A 17,241-nucleotide genomic window follows, 5' to 3' on the forward strand; every position below is an offset into this window, starting at 1 on the left:
CGGCATCTGAGACGGTGCGGCCACACGGCCCCCGGGGACATACCGCACTTAAGGGGCGGGCCCGAAACTGTCAATGTGGCCTTGTAGACAAGGCAAAAACGCCGCTAACGCGCGTGCAACAGGAGACGCCTTCGTGAACATCATCAGCACCCCCCTCGCCAGGCTCGCGCTTGGGATGACACTGCTCTTTCCGATCTCGGCGCAGGCCCAGGATGCGAGCACCATTCTGGCCACGGTCGGAGACGAAGAGATCACGCTTGGACACTTGATTGCGGTGGCCGACAGCCTCCCCGCGCAGTTCCAGCAGATGGACGATGATCAGCTGTTTTCGGGTCTTCTTGAGCAATTGGTGCGTCAGGCCGCCATCGCGCAATCCCTCGGGGACACCCTGCCCACTGGGCTCGAATTGTCGCTGGAAAGCCAGCGTTGGGCCCTGATGGCGAACACGGTGATTTCCGGCGCGATCGAAGCCGCCGTCACCGAAGACGCAGTGCAGTCGGCCTATGATGCTCAGTTTGCGAGTGTCGAGCCGGAGCAGGAATTCAACGCATCTCACATTCTCGTGGCAACCGAAGAAGAAGCGCTCGACCTGATCGCCGAGCTCGACGGCGGCGCGGATTTCGCCGAGCTCGCGCAAGCCCGGTCGACCGGGCCGTCCGGCCCGAATGGCGGCTCACTGGGATGGTTCGGCAAGGGCATGATGGTCGCGCCTTTCGAGGCTGCTGTCCTCGCGCTGGAGCCTGAAGGCATCTCGCCCCCGGTGCAGACCCAATTCGGCTGGCACGTGGTACGGCTCAATGACACACGGGATTCCGCAGCGCCCGACCTCGCAGAAGTGCGTGGCACAATCGAAGAGCGGCTGTCCGAGGCCGCCGCCAGTGAGGTCGTGGAGTCCCTGGTGGGCGCTGTCGAGGTCACACGGTCCGAAACCGAGATTGACCCGGCGTTGATCCGCGACACCAGTCTTCTGGACTAAGCCTCATGCGCCGGAACAGGTCCCGCCGCGCGCGCTGGCAAGAAAACGCGCGGCTGCGCAAGGCTCTGCGCGCGCCGAATGCGCCCGCCGGGCCGGTGGTCTCGCCCCTTGCGCCGCCCGAAATGCCCGCGCTGCCCGAGATAGCCGGGCTGCGCCTCGCGACCTGCGCGGCGGGGATCAAATATCGCAACCGTGATGATGTGATGCTGGCAGAGCTTGCGCCCGGCTCCGTCGTGGCGGGTGTCTTCACCCGATCGGCCACCCGCTCGGCCCCCGTTCTGGATTGCGAGGCAAAGCTGGCGGTCGGTGCGGATCTGGAGGCCGGGGCCGCGATCCTTGTGAATGCGGGCAATGCCAATGCCTTCACCGGCAGCGCCGGATCCGGCACGGTCGAGGCCGTGACCGAGGCCCTGTCCGCCTGCCTCTCGGTGCCGGTGTCGCGGATTTTCACCGCTTCGACCGGCGTGATCGGCGAGCCGCTGCCCCATGCCAAGATCATCGACCGGCTCGCGGAGTTGAAGCACGGCCTGCACGCGGACGGCCTACGCGCCGGGGCCCATGCGATCATGACGACCGACACCTATGCCAAGGCTGCGACGGCCACGGCGCAGATCGGCGGCACCAAGGTGACGGTCGCAGGGATCGCCAAGGGCTCGGGCATGATCGCGCCGGATATGGCGACGATGCTCGTCTATGTCTTTACCGATGCGGCGATCACGCAACCCGCGCTGCAAACCCTTGTCGCGCGGCTCAATGCGCGGAGTTTCAACGCGATCACGGTGGATGGTGATACATCGACCTCGGACAGCTTGATCTGCGCGGCCACCGGTGCGGCAGATCACGCGACGATCACTGATCCAGACAGCCCCGAGGGCGCAGCCTTTGCCGACGCTTTGGGTGCCGTCTTCCACGATCTGGCCCAACAGGTCGTCCGCGATGGCGAAGGCGCCACGAAGCTGATCGAGGTGGAGGTGACCGGCGCGGCGAGCGATGAGGATGCCTGGGCCGTGGCGCGCAGCATTGCGAACTCTCCGCTCGTGAAGACCGCGGCGGCGGGCGAGGACCCGAACTGGGGACGCATCGTTATGGCCGTGGGCAAGTCGGGCGCGCAGGCAGATCGCGATCGGCTCACCATCCGGTTTGGCGATATCCTTGTGGCCGAGGCCGGTTGGGTCGCGGCGAGCTACACCGAGGAAGACGGGGCCGCCTATATGCGCCGCGAAGAGATCACGATCCACACGGATCTCGGCCTCGGCTCAGGTGCGGCGACCATGTGGACCTGCGACTTCACGAAACGCTATATCGAGATCAACGCGGACTATCGCTCATGAAAATCATACTGGTCTCCGCGGTCGCGCTCGTGGACACGGATGGGCGGGTTCTGCTGGCCCAACGCCCCGAAGGAAAGTCCATGGCAGGTCTCTGGGAATTCCCCGGGGGCAAGGTGGAACCGGGCGAAACGCCCGAAAATTGCCTGATTCGGGAGTTGCGCGAGGAGCTCGGCATCGAAACCTGGGACAGTTGTCTCGCGCCGCTGACATTCGCGTCGCATACCTATGCAGATTTCCACCTTCTGATGCCACTTTTCGTGTGCCGCAAATGGGACGGAATTCCGAAACCTGTTGAGAATCAGGTCCTTAAATGGGTCGAGCCCTCCAGGCTGCGCGATTATCCGATGCCTCCGGCGGACATTCCACTCATCCCGATTTTACGTGATTGGCTATGACTTCATAAACAATTCGCCCAATTTGTGACCTGCCGCCGAAATTTTAGTAACGTTTTTGTGGCAGTTTTTAGATGAATCAAACCGTTATGAATGCTATATGTGTCTGGCACTACACTGGAGACACACATGCTTCGTACCATCACTCTCGGGAGCTGCGTTTCCATCCAGGGTCTTTTCGTGAAGACGCTGGATAACGGTCGGATTGTTGTGCGTGTGGGAACGCGCACATTTGAAGGTTTGCCGATCGGACACGCAGCCTAACGGTTACGCGATTCAGAACGGAAAAAGGGTGGCCCGAACAGCCACCCTTTTTTATTGCCGTATCGGCTGTGCGTGCAGGCCCCCGAAGTGCGGGGGCCCAAGGGGTCAGTCGAGGCTGCGCTCGACCTCTTCCCGCTCGAAGATCTCGATGACATCGCCGGGGCGAATATCGTCGTAATTCTCGAAGGCCATGCCGCATTCCTGTCCCGACTGCACTTCCTTGACCTCGTCCTTGAAGCGCTTGAGCGTCTTGAGCGTGCCCTCGTGGATGACCACGTTGTCCCGCAGCAGACGCACACCGGCAGAGCGACGCGCGACACCATCGGTGATGAGACAGCCCGCAACCTTGCCAACGCCGGAGACCTTGAAGACCTCCTTGATCTCGGAATAGCCGATGAACTTCTCGCGGATCTCCGCAGACAGAAGCCCGCTTGCCGCCGCTTTCACGTCATCCACAAGGTCGTAGATCACCGAGTAGTAGCGGATCTCGACGCCCTTCTGCTGGGCCGCATTCCGCGCAGGCGCGTTGGCCCGGACGTTGAAGCCGAAGACCGGCGCGCCGGAGGCTTCCGCCAGACCGATATCGGATTCCGTGATCGCGCCCACACCGGAGTGGAGCACGCGCACGCGCACCTCGTCATTGCCGATCTTCTCCATCGCCTGAACGATGGCTTCGGCCGAACCCTGCACATCCGCCTTCATAACGATGGGCATCTCGGTGACATTCTCGTCCGACTTGGCCTTGGCCATCAGCTGTTCGAGCGTCGTGGCGGCCCCGGCTGCGGCGCGCTTCTCTTTCGCGGCGTTCTCGCGGTATTCTGCGATCTCGCGCGCTTGCGCCTCGGTTGCCACAACGTTCAGAACGTCGCCCGCTTCGGGCGTGCCATTGAGGCCCAGAACCTCGACCGGAACCGACGGCCCGGCCTCGTTCACGCGATCGCCCTTGTCGTTGATCAGCGCGCGGACCTTGCCCCACTGTTCACCCACAACGAAGATATCGCCGCGCTTGAGCGTGCCCTTCTGAACCAGAACCGTGGCCACCGGACCCCGGCCCACATCGAGCTGGGCTTCGATCACGGCACCCTCGGCCGCACGATCCGGGTTCGCTTTCAGTTCCAGGATCTCGGCCTGCAGCGCGATGGATTCGAGCAGCTGGTCGAGGCCGGTGCCGTTGATCGCGGAGACCTCGACATCCTGCACATCGCCCGAAAGCTTCTCGACGATCACTTCATGCTGCAGCAGATCGGTCCGCACCTTGTCCGGGTTGGCCTCGGGACGGTCGATCTTGTTGATCGCGACGATCATCGGAACCTGCGCCGCCTTGGCGTGGTTGATCGCCTCAATCGTCTGCGGCATCACCGCGTCATCGGCGGCGACCACGAGGATGACGATATCCGTCACCTGCGCACCGCGCGCCCGCATCGACGTGAAGGCCGCGTGGCCCGGCGTGTCGAGGAAGCTCAGCTTCGTGCCGTCATCGGTCTGCACCTGATAGGCGCCGATATGCTGGGTGATCCCGCCGGCTTCGCCGGAGACGACCTTCGCATTCCGGATCGCGTCGAGCAGCGAGGTTTTCCCGTGGTCGACATGGCCCATGACGGTGATGACCGGCGGACGCGGCTTGAGGTCGTCGTCGTCATCCTCGACCGTGGCGATCACGTCCTCCACGTCAGCGTCGGAAACCCGGACCACCTTGTGGCCGAATTCCTCGATGATGAGTTCCGCGGTGTCGGCGTCGATGCTTTGGTTCTGCGTGACCATCATGCCCATTTTCATGAGCTCCTTGACCACGTCGGCGACACGTTCGGCCATCCGGTTGGCAAGCTCCTGGACCACGATGGTCTCGGGCAGCTGCACGTCGCGGACAACCTTCTCGCGCTCCTGGCTTCCGCCCATGGCCTTGCGGCGCTCGCGCTCTTGCTTACGCTTCATGGCCGCGAGGGATTTCTGACGCCCGCCATCGCCCGAGAGCGCCTGGTTCAGGGTCAGCTTGCCGGACCGGCGACGGTCATCGCCCTTGCCCTTCTGTTCCTTGCGGGGCTGCGCGCGATCATTGCGATCCTTGCGCGCACCCGACGAGGGCTTGGCCCCGCCGCGTCCAGCTTCGGCCGCCTGGGCCGCCGCGGGATCGACAGGCGCCGGATCATTGGGTTTCGCCCGTGCGGCTGGTTTGGCCGCAGCAGCCGCTTCGGCTTTCTTGCGGGCCTCTTCCTCTTCGGCACGCTGACGGGCGCGCTCGGCGCGCTCCTGCTCTTCGCGTTCCTTGGCTTCGATCTCGGCCCGACGGCGCGCGCGTTCTTCCTCGCGCGCCTTCTCCTCGGCTGCGCGGCGCTCGGCCTCTTCGGACTCGTTGGCCTTCGCTGCACGCAGCGCGCGCAGGCGACGCTCCATCTCCGCATCGGTGGCGCCACCCGGCTTCTTGGGATCGCCGCGACCGCCAGCTCCCTGAGCACCCGGCTTCGGCACCAGAACGCGCTTGCGCTTGGTTTCGACCACAACGTTCTTGGTCCGGCCATGGCTGAAGCTCTGCTTCACCTGTCCGGTGCGGGACCCGCTGCGGAGGCCGAGTGTTTTCTTGCCGTCTGTATCGCTCATACGTCTGTCGTATCCTTTCCGGCGGCGGACCCGCCGTCATCGTTTTCGCGGACGCCTGCAAGCCGCGTGGCTTCCTCTACAACACGCATTGTGAGTCCGCCAGCCGTTAAGGCGCCATGTATCACACTATCGCGGCCAAATGCCAAACCCAATTCCCGGGCAGACAGCCAGCCGATATAGCTTGCCGGGCCATCCGGGGCCCGCAGCTTCGATTTGCCCCGTTCAGAGCCGTCAGCAGCCTGCAAAAGCACGACCGCCATGCCGGTATCCAGAGAGCCGCGGACCTTTTCGAATCCACAGATCGCCTGCCCGGCTTTGCGTGCGAGTGCCAGAAGAGACACCACGCGCGCCTGAAGTTGATCTTCGACCTGCGCCACCAGATCGTCCGGCGTCTTCACCGGCGCCTTGGCGGCGCGCGGGAAGAGATTCTTGGTCACGGCGCGGCTGAGGGCCGCGCGTTCAGCTTTGACCCACATCCCCCGACCGGGCAGCTTGCCCGCCAGATCCGGAACCACCGTGCCATCGGGGCCGGTCACGAACCGGATCAGCTCTGCCGTTGGCAGGATATCACCTGTGGCGATGCATTTGCGCGCCGTTTCCGCCGCGCGGTCCTTTTTTCGCCCACCCCGGGTCATGTCAGCGCCCGTGCCTGCGCTCAGGCCTGGGTCTCCTCCTCGGCGGAGCCTTCGATATCGCCCTCCTCGGACGTCTCTTCCTCAGCCTCTGGCTCGAGATCGGCCGGATCGACCCAGCCCAGCTGAACGCGGGCTGTCATCACCAGAAGCTGGGCTTCTTCGAGAGACACATCGAAAGGCTCAAGGACACCATCATCCTTGACGCGCTCGCCATCGATGGTGGTCCAGCCGCCAGCCAGTTCCCAATCCGCGCAGGTCGCGAAGTCCTCAAGGGTTTTCACACCGTCCTTGGCCAGGGCTTCCAGCATTTGGGGTGTCAGGCCCTCGAAGTCAACCAGGCTGTCTTCGACGCCCAGCTCACGGGCACGCGCCAGAGCCTGCTTGGCCTGCTCCTCGATGAACTCGCGGGCGCGGGTTTGCAGCTCTTCGGCGGTGTCCTCGTCGAACCCGTCGATGACCAGCAGCTCGTCCTGATCCACATAGGCGACTTCCTCGAGCGAGGTGAAGCCTTCGGACACCAGAAGCTGCGCCAGCACCTCATCCACGTCGAGCGCCTCGACGAACATGTTGGTGCGCTCGGCGAACTCGGCCTGACGACGCTCGGATTCCTGCGCCTCGGTCATGATGTCGATGTCGAGCCCGGTCAGCTGCGAGGCCAGACGCACGTTCTGACCCCGGCGGCCGATGGCGAGGCTCAGCTGCTCGTCGGGCACCACGACCTCGATCCGCTCGGCATCCTCGTCCAGAACCACCTTGGAGACCTCGGCGGGCTGCAACGCGTTCACGAGGAAGGTCGGCTGATCCTCATTCCACGGGATGATATCGATCTTCTCGCCCTGAAGTTCGTTTACCACCGCCTGCACGCGGGAGCCCCGCATACCGACACAAGCCCCGACCGGGTCGATGGAATTGTCATAGGAGATCACGGCGATCTTGGCGCGCGAGCCCGGGTCGCGGGCCACGGCCTTGATGTCGATGATGCCGTCATAGATCTCGGGCACTTCCATCTTGAAAAGCTCGGCCATGAATTCCGGCGCGGTGCGGCTCAGGAAGATCTGCGGGCCACGCACTTCGCGGCGCACATCCTTGATGAAGCAGCGGATCCGGTCGTTCGGGCGATAGCTCTCGCGGCCGATCTTCTCGTTCCGGCGCAGCACGCCTTCACCCCGGCCGATATCCACGATGACATTGCCATACTCTTCGCGCTTGACCACACCGTTGATGATGGTGCCCGCACGGTCCTGGAATTCCTCGAACTGGCGATCCCGCTCGGCTTCGCGCACCTTTTGCAGGATGACCTGCTTGGCCGACTGGGCGGCGATCCGGCCCATTTCCACCGGGGGAACCTGATCGACAATGGTATCGCCGACCTTGGGATCGTCAAGATAAGGCTTGGCCTGCTCCACGGTCAGTTCGGCCTGATAATTCTCAAGCTCTTCATCCTCGACCACGGTGCGCACGCGGGTGAAGGTCGCCACGCCGGTCTTGCGGTCGATGGACACACGGATGTCCATCTCCGAGCCGTAGCGCGACTTCGCCGCCCGGGCGAGGCTCTCTTCCATGGCCTCGATCACCAGAACGGGATCGATCATCTTTTCGCGGGCCACCGCTTCGGCGGTCTGCAAAAGCTCCAACTGGTTGGCGGAGGTGATTGCCATTCGTCTCTCTCCCCTTACGCGGTGTTCGCGGGTGGTTCATCATCGCCGTCGATGATGGTCTGGATTTCGTCAAACTGGGTTTCGTCCACCTGGCCCGCATCCTTACGGCCTTTGAGGACATCCCGGATCAAATCGTCAGTCAGCACAAGTTTCGCATCGCTGAGCCAGTCGAATTGCAGGCCAATCGTGCCTTCCTCGATCTCGATCAGCACTTCGCCGTCCTCGGTTCCGACGATATTGCCCTTGAACCGGCGGCGGCCATCGATCAGCTCGGTGGTCTCGATCTTGGCCTCATATCCCTGCCACGCATCGAAATCCTTGAGCCGCGTCAGCGGGCGGTCGATGCCCGGCGAGCTCACTTCGAGCGTGTAGTTGTCCTCGATCGGATCCTCGACATCGAGGGTCGCCGAGACGGCGGTCGAGATCGCCGCGCAATCATCGACCTCGATCCCGCCCTCGGGCTTCTCGGCCATGATCTGCAGGGTGCGGGTCTTGCCGCTCATCACCCGCAGGCGCACAAGCTCATATCCCATATCCTCGATCACCGGGGCCACAATGGCCGCGATGCGCTGATCGAGCGTGGTTTTGGCAATCAGATCGGTCACGGGATCGGTCGGCCTTTCTCGGCAGGTCTGGTCGTTGGAAACAAAAAAACGGGCCCTGCGGCCCGTCGGATCAGATCGGTGGAGGCTTCGGTTTGGACCCGCAGCCGCCGCTGTTGAAGGCGATATACGCGCGAATCCCCCTCGGGACAAGCCCCCGAGGGGCTCAGGCGTTGAGATCTTCGAGCAAGCGCCCATGTTTCTTGGTCTCGGCCAGCAAATCCCCGAAGGTTTCGATCCCCTTGGCCTGCAGCATCGGCAGGATCTTGAGGAACACTTCCGTGGTGGCCAGCGCATCGCCGAGGGCCGTGTGGCGGGCCTCTTCGGGGATGGTGACATGGAGCCGCTCGGCAATCGCATCCAGTGAATGTTGGGCCGTTTGCCCATAGATCACCGCCGAGAGCAGCACCGTATCGAGCACCGGGTGATCGAACCGCGCGCCCATCTCCCCCTGCTTGCGATAGAAGAACGCCATGTCAAAGGGCGCGTTATGCGCGATCAGAACGGCCCCGTCGCAGAAATCGTGAAACGCTTTGCCCGCCGTCAGGAAATCCGGCGCATCCGCGACCATGGCATCGGTGATCCCATGGATATTCGTCGCCGAGAGCGGGATCGGGCGGTTCGGATTGACCAGCGTGTCAAAGACCTCCGTCTTGACCATCTTGCCATTGACCACCCGGCAGGCCGCGATCTGACACACCTCGTCACCGCGATCCGGCAAGAGGCCCGTCGTCTCGGTGTCGAAGATCACGTATTTCAGGTCGTCGAGCCGATGCTCCATCACATCCCGCGACGGGCGCGCATGGAGCAGGTCGAAATCAAAGGCGGTCTCGCGCGGGATCGAGATCGGCCATTGGCACGGTGCATCCGTGCGCGGCGCATCCCGCAGGGTGAGGATATAGCCCGGCTCGATCTCGCTATCGGGCAAGGGCTCGACCAGACGCATGCCGACGCCGAGACGCAGCCGCCCTTCATTCAGTTCAAGCCGCATATCCGCGCAGCTTTCGCGCGGCTGCGCGATGAGCTGGGCATAGGCCGCCTCGACCGGCGCGGCGTCGAGCACCGTGGCCAACGACCGGTCCAACCCGATCCCGCCCAGCGGCTCCAGCAGGGTCCGGGCCCGGCCATTATAGAAGACCACCTGATGATGGGCATTGCAGAGCACCACGCCCGTGGGCAGATCGCAGAGCAGCGCCTCCAGATGGCTCTTTTCCGCCGCGAGCAGGGTCGTCTCGCGCATCACCGCCTGTGCCAGCCCGTTCTTCATGTCCGACAGATTGGCCGTCACGGCCGCCGCCGCCGGCGCGAGATCGCCGAGATACTTGGCCGTGCCCTGATCGAGGTCGCGTTCCACATCCGCATGGGCGCGGGCGCGCATATCCGTGGCGAGGTTTTCCAGCGCCTTGGCGACATTCTCGTCAAAGAGCAGCCAGACCCAGGTGACCAGCGACAGGATCACGAACCCCGCCACAGCACCGCTGGTGATAAAGGCCGACAGCGCGTCGGCACTGCCGAGCTGGCGGTATCCCAGCACGAGCGCCCCCGCCACGGCCAGAACGGCCCCCCCAGCGACAAAGGCAAAAAACAAAAACACGCGCAGTCGTAAACTCAATGTCTCCAACATCGCACTCCCCCTTCAGATCGTTACGTGCACACAGCCTCCAGCAAGGGATCATCCGCCTCCACGGTGATCCAGTCTGCGTCCACCAAAGCTCCCACTTCATCAAATTCGATACCGTCCGCGAGGTCCGCGCGCCTTGACCCAACGCAATCCACGGCCACGGGCACCTCGCTGCCAAATTGCCACCGCTCCATGGAGACGAGCGGGACGATCACCTGATCGGGCTGGGTGTCATTGCGCATGGCCCGCGCAAGATCCACCGCCAGAAACCGGCTCACAAAGGGCTTCACGTAGCTCCAGGGCTGATAGAAGGTCTGCTGCTCATGCACGACGAGGATCTCGACGCCCTCGGGCAACTGGCTGACCGTCCGGTCGTACCAGGAATACTCGCTCCAGACGGTGAAGCCGATCATGGCGAGCCCGGCCGCAATCGGCAGCATCGCCCGGGGCAACCGCCCGCCCGAGACCCGGTTCAGCAAAAGGACGACACCGGCGACGCCGAAGCCGATGACGAATGTGGCAATGAGTTCGAGAAACATACGGCGCTTTCTTTAGGTGACCGCACCCCGGCCGGAGCCGACGGCGGATTGCATGGTTCGGATCACCACGAAGGCGTCCCGCAAGTGGCTGCGCTCGAAATCCGAGAGGCTGGTCGGGGACATGTAATTGTCCGGCTTCTCGCCCGCGCGCACCTGCCGAGCTTGGTGCTGTAGCCGGGATTCCGCAATAAGGTCGTAAGCATCCAGCAGATCCGCCGCCCCGGAGGTGGAGATCACCCCGTTCTCCTTCGCGGCTTCGAGCCGGGCGCGGGTGTTGACCGCCGTCAGCCGGGCCTGCAGGGCATAGACCCGGCCGAGATCCACCACCGGCACCACGCCGTTATGCTTCAGATCGAGCTGGTTCTTGTGCTCGCCCGACTTGATCGTCGCAAAGCCCCGGAACATGCCCAGCGGCGGCGTATGCTTGAGCGAGTTGGCGATCATATGGGTGACGAAGATGCTGTTGGCCGAGGCAGCTTTCAGCGTCGCTTCCTGCAGATCCTCGAACAGGCTCTGCTCCCCGCCGATCCCGCGCAGGTCGAACATGACCGAGGCAAGCATCTGCGCCTCATTGTCGGGCTTGGCGATCCATTTCTGGAAATACGACTTCCAGACCCGCAGCGGCTGACGCCAGCGATCCGCCGTCGCCATCATGTCGCCGGGGCAATAGACATAACCCGCCTCGTTCAAACCGTCGCAGACGAAGGTTGCGAGCGCCTTGAAATAGGCGTCCATGCCGGGGGTCATGGCGTCATCGATAATCAGACAATTGTCCTGATCCGACACGCCGGTCTGTTCCTGCCGGCCCTGACTGCCACAGGCGAGCCAGAGATAGGGCACGGGCGGGGGGCCGAGGCTCTCTTCGGCCAGTGTCAGAAGGCGCCGTGTCGCGGCATCGGCGATGTCGGTGATCAGCCGGGTGACAACCTCGTGCGGGTTGCCCGCCCCGACCAGCTGCGCGAGCAACTCGGGCAGCCGCTTGGTGACCAGCGCGATTTCGGACGGGGTCTTGGCATAGACAATGTCATGAACCAGCTGCGCCGAGGACAGCGCCTGGAATCGGATCAAATCGGTCTGGGTGACAATGCCCACAAGCGCGCCCTTGTCGGTGATCGGCAGGTGGCCGATCCTGCGCTCGAGCATGGTATGCAGCACGTCCGATCCCAGCGCATCGGGCGACAGGGTGATCGGGTCGCGCGCCATAAGTTCCGAGACCGGGCGCTCGGTGGCGATGCCATCGGCCACGACCCGGGTCATGTCGCGCACGGTGAGAATGCCGGCCAGTCGCCCGCCCTCCATCACCGCCAAGGACGAGACGCGCTTGGAATGCATCAGATGGGCGGCCCGCTCGATCGTGGCATCGGCGGTGATCCCAAGGACCTGCCGCGTCATCAGCTCGGAAATCCGGGCCGTGGCCAGATCGGTCTTGCGGATGTCGGAACCGCGGGAGCGGTCAAAGAATTTCGCGATGGCCGGATGGGCCTCGATGAGCTCGTGATACACCTCGACCGGCACCACCAGCAGCTCGGCATCGCTGGCGCCAGTGGCGGTGGTCACGGCCAGCCCGTCACGCGCCAAACCGCGCTCGCCGAAACTGTTGCGGACCCCGAGATGGGAGATCTGCGCACCGGTCTCGTCGGCGATCGCGACCTCGCCGGCGGCGATCACATAGACCCCGCGCAAAGTCTCGCCGAGGGCATAAATCGTCTCCCCGGCGGCAATCTCGACCCGCTCGACGCGGCCCGCAAGGGCGGCCAGCTCGGCTTCGGTCAGACTGTCATAGGGATGTACATGGGCGAGGAACGCCTGGATCTTCGTCAGGTCTTGCAACATGTTGCACGCTCATCAGCTGGAACCGAGGAAGAATGCGCCCCGACCTGAAACAGGCCGGGACGCAAGGATTTGGGGTGGGATGGGACCGGGTGGGCCGGTCCCATCCAGAGGAGGAGCTTAGTGGTCAGCAGCCGCTGCGCCTGCACCCTTGGGGATGCGCACGCTTTCGACCAGTTCGACGATCTCATCCGGCACCGGATCCGTCGCTCTGGACACGAAGTAAGCCGTCGCGAAGTTCAGAGCCGCACCAACCGCGCCGAACGAGGTCGACTTGATGGTCAGCAGAAGCGGGTCGCTGTCATCGAAGCTGTTGGTGCCCGGGATGAAGAACCAGCCCTTGTGCAGGAAGATGTAGATCAGGGTTGTCACCAGACCCATCAGCATACCGGCAACCGCACCCTTGTTGTTGATGGTCTTCGAGAAGATACCCATCATCAGCGCAGGGAAGAGCGATGCTGCCGCCAGACCGAAGGCCAGAGCCACGGTTTGCGCGGCGAAGCCCGGCGGGTTCAGACCCAGATAGGTAGCCACACCGATGGCAACCGCCATGGAGAGACGCGCCGTCAGCAGCTCGCTCTTCTCGGACATGTTCGGTGTCAGCTGACCCTTGAAGAGGTCATGCGACACAGCCGAGGAGATCGCGAGCAACAGACCCGCCGCCGTGGACAGAGCCGCAGCCAGACCACCCGCAGCGACCACCGCGATGACCCAGCCCGGAAGCTGTGCGATCTCGGGGTTGGCCAGCACGAGAATGTCGCGGTTCACGGTCAGCTCGGAGCCCTGCCAGCCATTTGCGGCTGCGGTTTCTGCGAAGGCTGCGGACTTGTCGTTGTACCACTGGATCTGACCGTCGCCATTCTTGTCTTCGAACTTCAGGAGGCCGGTGACTTCCCAGTTCTTCATCCAATCAGGGCGTGCTTCGTACTCGAGCGGCTGTGCTTGCGTGCCGTTCGGGTAGACCGTGTCGATCAGGTTGATCCGCGCCATGGCGCCAACCGCCGGAGCCGTGAGATACAGCAGGGCGATGAAGATCAGCGTCCAGCCAGCGGACCAACGGGCGTCAGCCACGCGGGGCACCGTAAAGAAGCGCATGATCACGTGGGGCAGACCCGCGGTACCGATCATCAGCGAGATCGTGAAGAGCAGCATGTTCAGCGTATCGGCATGGTGGCCCGTGTAGGACGCAAAGCCGAGCTCCTGAACCACCTGGTCGAGCTGCTGCAGGAGCGGCTGGCCAGAGGACACATGCGTGCCGAACAGACCCAGACCCGGGATCGGGTTGCCGGTCAGCTGCAGCGAGATGAAGATCGCCGGGATCGTATAGGCGGTGATCAGAACACAGTACTGCGCCACCTGGGTGTAGGTCACACCCTTCATGCCGCCGAGAACCGCGTAGCAGAACACAACGCCCGCGCCGATGAAGAGGCCGGTCGCATTGTCCACTTCGAGGAAGCGGGAGAAGGCCACGCCCACGCCGGTCATCTGACCGATCACGTAGGTCACGGAGGCGACGATCAGGCAGATCACGGCCACCATGCGCGCGGTCGGCGAATAGAAGCGGTCGCCGATGAATTCCGGCACGGTGAACTTGCCGAACTTCCGCAGATACGGAGCCAGCAGCAGCGCCAGAAGCACGTAACCACCGGTCCAACCCATCAGGAAGGAGGAGTTGTCATAGCCGGTGAAGGCGATGAGGCCCGCCATCGAGATGAACGAGGCCGCAGACATCCAGTCTGCCGCAGTCGCCATACCGTTGGTGACCGGGTGAACACCGCGACCCGCGGCGTAAAACTCAGATGTGGAACCCGCACGGGCCCAGATCGCGATGCCGATGTAAAGCGCAAAGGTCGCGCCAACCACCAGCAGGTTCAAGGTAAACTGATCCATTGTTCCGTGTCCCTCGGATTACTCTTCGACGCCGTATTCTTTGTCGAGGCTGTTCATGCGCCAGGCGTAGAAGAAGATCAGTGCCAGGAATACGAGGATCGATCCCTGCTGGGCGAACCAAAAGCCCAGGTCTGTTCCCCCCACCGCGATGCCCGAAAGCAACGGACGCAGTAGAATGCCAAATCCGAACGACACAAGCGCCCAGACTACGAGGCAGATTTTCACAAGGCGAATATTGGCCGCCCAGTAGCCACTATTGTCAGAATTGTCCGACACGACTCTCTCCCTTTCCAAAATCAGGAAGACGCCCCTGCGCGAGGCGCTCCCATGGGTTATCCCAAAACACGCTTAACGATAGTCTCAAGCGAGGATGCAACCTCATCGATCGCCGCCATGGCATTGATCTCGGTCAAACTGCGCTTTTTGTCGTAGTAGGTGATCAGGGGTGCCGTCTGGGCGTGATAGGCCTTGAGCCGCTCGCGCACCGTCTCAGCGTTGTCGTCGGCACGACGCTTCATGTCCGTGCCGCCGCATTTGTCGCAAGTGCCTGATTTCGCAGGCGCCTTGAACGTATCGTGATAGCCTTCGCCGCAGCTTCCGCAGGTGAAGCGACCGGAAATCCGCTCGACCATCGCCTCGTCATCCACCGCGAGCGAAATTGCCGCATCAATACCTTGGTCGGTATCCGCCAGCAGCGTGTCCAGCGCTTCGGCCTGAGCCGTGGTGCGCGGGAAGCCGTCGAGGATGACCCCGGCCTTCACATCATCATCGGCCAGACGATCCTTCAGGATCGCCAGAACGATCTCGTCAGAGACCAGCCCACCGGACTCCATCACGGCCTTGGCTTCCTTGCCCGCCTCGGTTCCCGCCGCCACAGCCGCGCGAAGCAGATCTCCGGTGCTGAGCTGGACCAGGCCGAACTTCTCTTCGAGCATCCGGGCCTGGGTGCCCTTGCCGGCCCCCGGAGGGCCGAGCAGGATCACATTGACGGTTTTCGCAGTTGTCAGAGTTGCGCCATCCATGTCGATCACCCCTTATTCATTCTGTTTTCGATGAGGTCGTCGACGACGGAGGGGTCTGCGAGGGTTGATGTGTCTCCGAGGGCGCCGAAGTCGTCTTCGGCGATTTTGCGCAGGATGCGGCGCATGATCTTGCCGGAGCGGGTTTTCGGCAGGCCCGGGGCCCATTGGATCAGGTCCGGCGCGGCGATCGGGCCGATCTCGGTGCGGACCCAGGTGCGCAGCTCCTTGCGGAGCTCCTCGGAGGGCTCTTCGCCATTCATCAGGGTCACGTAGCAATAGATGCCCTGGCCCTTGATCTCGTGCGGGTAGCCGACCACGGCGGCCTCGGCGACCTTGGCATGGGCCACGAGCGCGCTTTCGACCTCGGCGGTGCCCATCCGGTGGCCCGAGACGTTGATCACGTCATCGACCCGGCCGGTGATCCAGTAATAGCCATCCGCGTCCCGGCGGCAGCCATCGCCCGAGAAGTAGTAGCCCTTGTAGTCCGAGAAGTAGGTCTTCACGAAGCGCTCATGGTCGCCGTAAACCGTGCGCATCTGGCCCGGCCAGCTGTCCTTGAGGCAGAGCACGCCCTCGCATTCGGTCGCGGTGATCTCTTCGCCCGTGGTGGGCTCGAGCACGACGGGCTGGACGCCGAAGAAGGGCGTCGTGGCCGAGCCGGGCTTCAGGGCCGTGGCCCCGGGCAGCGGCGTCAGCAGGTGCCCACCGGTCTCGGTCTGCCACCAGGTGTCGACGATCGGGCATTTGCCCTTGCCCACATGGTCATTGTACCAGTTCCAGGCCTCGGGGTTGATCGGCTCGCCCACGGTGCCCAGCACCTTGAGCGTGCTCAGATCGCATTTCTCGACAAACTCCGGCCCCTTCGCCATCAGCGCGCGGATCGCGGTGGGGGCGGTGTAGAACTGGGTGACCTTGTGCTTGTCGCAGACCTCCCAGAAGCGGGACGCGTCCGGATAGGTCGGCACGCCCTCGAACATCACCGTGGTGCCGCCATTGGCGAGCGGGCCATAGACGATGTAGCTGTGGCCGGTGACCCAGCCCACATCGGCCGTGCACCAGTAGATGTCGCCCTCATGCACGTCGAAGACGTATTTCTGGGTCATCGCCGCATAGAGAAGATACCCGCCCGAGCTGTGCACCACGCCCTTGGGCTGACCGGTGGAGCCGGAGGTATAGAGGATGAACAGCGGATGCTCGGCCTCGACCTCGACGGGCATGTGGTGGTCCGAGGCCTCCAGCGCCATCTCGTTATAGTCGAAATCGCGCCCGTCGACCCAGGTGGTCTGACCGCCGGTGCGCTTGACCACCAGCATCTTGACGCTGTCCTTGGTGTGCAGCAGGGCCGCATCCGCATTGGACTTGAGCGGGGTCTGACGGCCGCCACGGGGGGCGTAATCGGCCGTGATGACAATCTTGGCATCGGCGCCGTTCACACGGGCGGCCAGGGCATCGGGGGAGAAGCCCGCAAAGACGATCGAATGGATCGCGCCGATCCGCGCGCAGGCGAGCATCGCATAGGCCGCCTCGGGGATCATCGGGAGATAGAGGATGACCCGGTCGCCCTTGCGCACGCCCATCTCTTCAAGAACATTGGCCATCTTGCAGACCGAAGCGTGCAGCGCCTTGTAGGTGATGTGCTGGGCCGGCTCGGCAGGATCATCGGGCTCGAAGATGATCGCGGTCTGATCCCCGCGCGTGGCCAGATGCCGGTCGATGCAATTGGCCGCCACGTTCAGCGTGCCATCCTCGAACCACTTCACATGCACATCATCATGCGCAAAGGACGTGTCCTTCACCTTCGTATAGGGCTTGATCCAGTCCAAAGACCGACCATGCTCCCCCCAAAACCCCTCAGGATCAGAAACCGACGCAGAATACATCGCGTC

The 17,241-nt window shown here is 63.4% G+C and carries 14 protein-coding genes; 3 read left to right on the top strand and 11 right to left on the bottom strand.

Going from position 1 to position 17,241, the window contains the following annotated elements; genetic code table 11:
- The first annotated feature begins 133 nt into the window (after positions 1-133).
- The 3 genes from ACP15I_RS16600 (at position 134) to ACP15I_RS16610 (ending at position 2,702) form a co-directional block, all read left to right on the top strand.
- Positions 134-976, top strand: a complete 843-nt coding sequence (locus ACP15I_RS16600; RefSeq protein ID WP_424975940.1) for a peptidylprolyl isomerase — start codon at positions 134-136, stop codon at positions 974-976.
- Positions 977-1,098: 122 nt separating this feature from the next.
- Positions 1,099-2,307 carry a bifunctional glutamate N-acetyltransferase/amino-acid acetyltransferase ArgJ gene (gene argJ, locus ACP15I_RS16605; protein ID WP_424975953.1) on the top strand — a complete coding sequence of 403 codons (1,209 nt, stop codon included), beginning with the start codon at positions 1,099-1,101 and terminating at the stop codon, positions 2,305-2,307.
- Complete coding sequence (locus ACP15I_RS16610; RefSeq protein ID WP_424975941.1) at positions 2,304-2,702, top strand: (deoxy)nucleoside triphosphate pyrophosphohydrolase; 399 nt, start codon at positions 2,304-2,306, stop codon at positions 2,700-2,702. Before argJ ends, ACP15I_RS16610 begins: the two co-directional genes overlap by 4 nt.
- 366 nt (positions 2,703-3,068) lie before the next feature.
- Here the strand turns inward: ACP15I_RS16610 and infB are convergent, their stop codons facing one another.
- The 11 genes from infB to acs all read right to left on the bottom strand — a co-directional run.
- Complete coding sequence (infB, locus tag ACP15I_RS16615) at positions 3,069-5,558, bottom strand: translation initiation factor IF-2 (RefSeq protein ID WP_424967212.1); 2,490 nt, start codon at positions 5,556-5,558, stop codon at positions 3,069-3,071.
- Complete coding sequence (locus tag ACP15I_RS16620; RefSeq protein WP_424975942.1) at positions 5,555-6,193, bottom strand: RNA-binding protein; 639 nt, start codon at positions 6,191-6,193, stop codon at positions 5,555-5,557. The genes infB and ACP15I_RS16620 overlap by 4 nt, the downstream gene beginning before the upstream one ends.
- A gap of 20 nt (positions 6,194-6,213) precedes the next feature.
- Complete coding sequence (gene nusA, locus ACP15I_RS16625) at positions 6,214-7,851, bottom strand: transcription termination factor NusA (protein WP_424975943.1); 1,638 nt, start codon at positions 7,849-7,851, stop codon at positions 6,214-6,216.
- Between the two features lie 14 nt (positions 7,852-7,865).
- On the bottom strand, positions 7,866-8,456 hold the full coding sequence (gene rimP, locus ACP15I_RS16630) for a ribosome maturation factor RimP (protein ID WP_424967215.1): 591 nt from the start codon (positions 8,454-8,456) through the stop codon (positions 7,866-7,868).
- Between the two features lie 163 nt (positions 8,457-8,619).
- Positions 8,620-10,047, bottom strand: a complete 1,428-nt coding sequence (locus tag ACP15I_RS16635; RefSeq protein ID WP_424967216.1) for an exonuclease domain-containing protein — start codon at positions 10,045-10,047, stop codon at positions 8,620-8,622.
- 50 nt (positions 10,048-10,097) lie between these two features.
- Complete coding sequence (locus ACP15I_RS16640) at positions 10,098-10,613, bottom strand: hypothetical protein (protein WP_424975944.1); 516 nt, start codon at positions 10,611-10,613, stop codon at positions 10,098-10,100.
- A gap of 12 nt (positions 10,614-10,625) precedes the next feature.
- Positions 10,626-12,446, bottom strand: a complete 1,821-nt coding sequence (locus ACP15I_RS16645) for a putative nucleotidyltransferase substrate binding domain-containing protein (protein WP_424975945.1) — start codon at positions 12,444-12,446, stop codon at positions 10,626-10,628.
- 117 nt (positions 12,447-12,563) lie between these two features.
- Positions 12,564-14,333: a sodium:solute symporter family protein gene (locus ACP15I_RS16650; RefSeq protein ID WP_424967219.1), complete on the bottom strand. Its 1,770-nt coding sequence runs from the start codon at positions 14,331-14,333 to the stop codon at positions 12,564-12,566.
- An 18-nt stretch (positions 14,334-14,351) separates the two neighbouring features.
- The gene (locus ACP15I_RS16655) at positions 14,352-14,609 is read right to left on the bottom strand and encodes a DUF4212 domain-containing protein (protein ID WP_424967220.1); all 258 of its coding nucleotides are present in this window, start codon (positions 14,607-14,609) and stop codon (positions 14,352-14,354) included.
- 56 nt (positions 14,610-14,665) lie between these two features.
- On the bottom strand, positions 14,666-15,355 hold the full coding sequence (locus ACP15I_RS16660) for an adenylate kinase (RefSeq protein ID WP_424975946.1): 690 nt from the start codon (positions 15,353-15,355) through the stop codon (positions 14,666-14,668).
- A 5-nt stretch (positions 15,356-15,360) separates the two neighbouring features.
- Positions 15,361-17,241: acetate--CoA ligase (acs, locus tag ACP15I_RS16665; RefSeq protein ID WP_424974092.1), on the bottom strand; the 1,881-nt coding region annotated here is incomplete at its 5' end.

The sequence above is a fragment of the Dinoroseobacter sp. S124A genome (assembly GCF_049801015.1).
GTDB lineage: Bacteria > Pseudomonadota > Alphaproteobacteria > Rhodobacterales > Rhodobacteraceae > Dinoroseobacter.